This is a genomic window from Alcanivorax sp. HI0083, assembly GCF_001635175.1.
Genome location: NZ_LWFX01001127.1, coordinates 1 through 3,812, shown reverse-complemented (window position 1 = coordinate 3,812; position 3,812 = coordinate 1). Strand labels below are relative to the sequence as shown.

4 protein-coding genes are annotated in these 3,812 nt (G+C 60.3%); 3 read left to right on the top strand and 1 reads right to left on the bottom strand.

Annotated elements, in window-relative coordinates; all coding sequences use genetic code 11:
* Positions 1 to 1,022, top strand: a 1,022-nt coding sequence (locus A3754_RS15720; protein WP_063520462.1) for a PLP-dependent aminotransferase family protein, incomplete at its 5' end; no start/stop codon positions are given.
* A 148-nt stretch (positions 1,023 to 1,170) separates the two neighbouring features.
* On the opposite strand, the gene A3754_RS15715 is transcribed toward A3754_RS15720, so the two are convergent.
* Positions 1,171 to 2,367 (bottom strand): lytic murein transglycosylase, encoded by a 1,197-nt coding sequence (locus A3754_RS15715; protein ID WP_063520461.1) that lies wholly within the window; start codon positions 2,365 to 2,367, stop codon positions 1,171 to 1,173.
* A gap of 186 nt (positions 2,368 to 2,553) precedes the next feature.
* Between A3754_RS15715 and A3754_RS15710 the strand changes: the two genes are divergently transcribed.
* Both A3754_RS15710 and A3754_RS15705 read left to right on the top strand, forming a co-directional pair.
* A complete protein-coding gene (locus tag A3754_RS15710; RefSeq protein ID WP_063520460.1) occupies positions 2,554 to 3,204 on the top strand; it encodes a TrkA family potassium uptake protein in 651 nt (216 codons plus the stop codon).
* On the top strand, positions 3,201 to 3,812 hold a 612-nt coding region (locus A3754_RS15705; protein ID WP_304439839.1), incomplete at its 3' end, for a potassium transporter TrkG. The genes A3754_RS15710 and A3754_RS15705, both read left to right, overlap by 4 nt.

Below are 3,812 nucleotides of genomic sequence, written 5' to 3'. Positions count from 1 at the left end.
TGCCGTGGCAGGCGTGGCGGCGCTGTCTGCACCGGGCGGTACGGGATCAGCAGGCGGAGACGTTGCTTTATGGTGAGGTGCAGGGGGATCTGCGTCTGCGCCTGGGGCTGGTCGATTATCTGGGCTACAGCCGTGGGCTGCCATGCAGCGCGGATCAATTGCTGATTACGCAAGGCGCGCAGCAGGGGCTGGATCTGTTGGCGCGGGTGCGCCTGGCTCCCGGGGATTGCGTGGCAATGGAAGAGCCGGGCTACCCGCCTGCCCGGGCAGTGTTCGAGGCGGTTGGGGCAACAGTGATCCCTGTGCCGGTGGATGAGGAAGGGCTGTGTGTTGATCGCATTCCAGATCAGGCACGCCTGGTTTATGTAACCCCATCGCACCAGTTTCCGTTGGGCATGCCGATGAGCCTTTCCCGGCGTTTGGCATTGCTGGAGCGGGCCCGTGCTACCGAGATGCTGATAGTGGAGGATGACTACGACGGCGAGTTTCGTTTTGAAGGGCGGCCACTGGAGGCGTTAAAGCGGTTGGATCATCATCAGCAGGTGGCGTATCTGGGCAGCTTTTCAAAAGTGCTCCATGCCAGTTTTCGTATGGGGTACATAGTGATGCCGGGCGGTTTGCAGGCTGCGTTGTTGCAGGCCAAGTCGCTGACCGACTCAAGCAGTAACGACCTGACCCAGCGTGCGCTGGGCTATCTGATCCAGGAGGGCGACTTTGCCCGTCACTTGAAGCGGATGCAGCGCCGCTATGCATTACGCCGTGAAAAACTGCTTGCTGCATTGCGGGGGCAATCGGCGCTGACGGTTCTGCCGCAGATGGCCGGGTTGCATATTGCAGTGCGCACGCCGCCGGTGAGGGACTTGGCTGACGCCTTGATCAAAGAGGACGTTACCGCCATGTCGCTGGAGGCTTTATATATGGCAGAACCGGCGATGCCGGGCGTGCTACTGGGGTTCGGTGCCCTGCCGGACGACACCATCGAGGATGGGGTCAGTGCCCTGGCCCGGGCACTGACCCGATAAAACCGTTTCGGGGGCCGGGTTTCGCGTTCGAAAACCTGCCATTTCCGCGCTTTCAGGTTTTGCCTTTCGAAACGTGCTTTTCACGACGGCTGTTGTGTCGCCGCCGGCGACGTCTTTGCTGAGCACGCAACGGGTTTTCAGCAGCCTGTTAAGGGAGGACGCCGATCTGGTTGAGCACTTCCTGGTCCGGGAAACCGTCCGCCACCATGCCATTGGCCTGCTGGTAACGGNCCAGGGCCTGGCGGGTGCCGGGGCCGAGCAGGCCGTCTTCCGCGCCCGCATCATGGCCTTGTTCATTCAGCGTTTTTTGAAGCTTGGTGACCTGCTCGCGATTCAGTCTGGGGGCAGGAACGGGAGCCTGGTGGAGCGCGCCGCCGCCGGCAATGCGGTCCGCCAGCCGACCCACCGCAATGGCATAGGACTCTGACCGGTTCCAGCCCATGATCACGCGGAAATTCTGGTAGGCGAGAAAGGCCGGGCCGTTATGGCCGGAGGGGACCACCAGCGCCGCTTCCATCTCGGCCTGAGGCAGGGGCTGACCATCGGGCATACGCACACCCAGCTTGGCCCAGTCGCTGAGGCTGCGTTGATGGGCGAAACCGGTTAGCTGGAAATCGAAATCGTCAGGCAGCGTGACTTCCCTTCCCCAGCGCTGTTCCCGTTGCCAGCCCAGCCCCTGCAGAAAGTTGGCCGCGGAGGCGAGCGCATCTTCTTCGCTTTTCCATAGATTACGACGACCGTCACCATCGTGATCGATCGCGTACTTGAGAAAGATGGCGGGCATGAATTGGGTCTGGCCCATGGCGCCGGCCCAGGATCCTTCCATCTGGTCGGCCTCCACATCCCCGGACTGAATGATGCGCAAAGCGTTCATCAACTCGCCGGAAAAGTAATCGCCCCGACGGCCTTCGCACGCCAGGGTGCTGAGTGCATCCAGCACCGGGATACTGCCCAGGAAGCCGCCGTAATTGGTTTCCAGCCCCCAGAAAGCGACCAGGTAGTGACCGGGGATGCCGTATTCGCGGGTGAGTGCCTGTAGCAGGGGCTGTTGTTCGCGATACTTTTTACGGCCGGTTTCGATGCGGGTTTCGCTGACCCGGCGGGTGTAATAGTCCGAGAAACTGCTGGTGAATTCCGGCTGGCTGCGATCCAGCTCAATCACCCGCTCGTTCAGTTTGACGGTATTCAGGCTGCGGCTGATCACCTGGGCCGGGATGCCCGCCTCATCGGCCTGGGCCCGTAATTGGGCCATGCATTGTTCAAACTCGGCGTTGTCCAGGGCATAACTGGCAGGGCTGGCGAGCAGGGTGGCACTGGCAAACAGGGCGGCGCGAATCGAGGGCATGGGGTCTCCACCATCAAACGGAAAAAGGCGACACAGAGCATAACGCCGTTGTTGTCGGGGTGCGGCACATAACGACAAAAAAACCGAAAAAAACTGTTCTTACGGTTGCCCGGATTGCCGCCATGACAGCGGCAAATAAAAGGTGCAGACTTTTGCTATTGCCACTGCTTCGAGCAAGGAGGGCCTGTGAAGCACCAGTATGCTGTGATCGGTTTGGGCAGTTTTGGTTCCACCATTGCGCAGGAATTGACGCGCCTGGGGCACGATGTCATGGGCGTGGATATCGATGGTGAGCGGGTGGAGTATTACGCTGACAAGCTGTCACAAACCCTGATCGCTGACGGCACCAGTGACAAGGTGGTGGCCGAACTGGATTTCCCGGCCTTTGATGCGGTGGTGGTCGCCATTGGTGAAAACCTGGAAGCCAGCATCCTGACCACTCTGGCACTGAAAAGTGCGGAGGTGAAACAGGTGTGGGTCAAGGCGATCAGTGAACCGCATCACCGGATTCTGTCGCGCCTGGGGGCCAACCGGATTATTCACCCGGAGCATGAAATGGGCATCCGCGTTGCCCAGACCATCGTGCACCCGGAAATGCTCGACTATATTTCCCTGGGTAATGACTGGCTGGTGGTAGAGGTGAAGGTCGACAAACGGTTTGCCGGGATGACCGCATCCGAGTTGCCGCTGAAGGATGAAGAGCTGCGCCTGGCGCTGGTCAAGCGCGGCACCCAGGTGTGGCAAGCGCCGTTCGAAGGGCTGGAATTGCAAGAGAAAGACCAGATGGTGCTGATGGGCACGTTGCACGACTTGTTGCGGTTTTCCAAAGCGCAATGAGACCCTGGTTCGCACGCCGTTTTGGTGTTTCCCGTCCCCATACGCACAAGCCGCTGGTGTCTCCGCCTGTGGCGCTGGCCGGCAGCTTTTTCTTGTTAATCGTATTGGGCGCGTTGCTGCTCAAGTTGCCTATCGCCACCCATTCGCCAATCAGCTGGTTGCAGGCCATGTTCACCGCTACCTCTGCGGTGACGGTGACGGGCCTGTCGGTGGTGGATGTGGGCAGCCAGTTCACCCTGTTCGGCCAGTGGGTATTGCTACTGCTGATCGAGGCCGGCGGCATTGGCATCATGACCTTTGCGGCGGCCACCTTGCTGGCCATTGGGCATCGGCTGGGTATCGGTGAGCAGCAGTTGATTCGTGATTGCATGAACTACAGCCGGGTCAGTGATATCGCCTGGCTGATCCGCCGGATTGTGGTGGTGGTTGTGGTGGTGCAGGCGGTGGGCATGGCGCTGTTAATGTGTGTCTGGGTGCCCGCACTGGGTTGGGGTCAGGGCACGTTTCACAGCCTGTTCTATGCGGTGTCGGCGTTTAATAACGCAGGCTTTGCACTCAGTGCCGACAGCCTCACTGGCTGGGGTGGGCACTGGGGCATTGTGCTGATC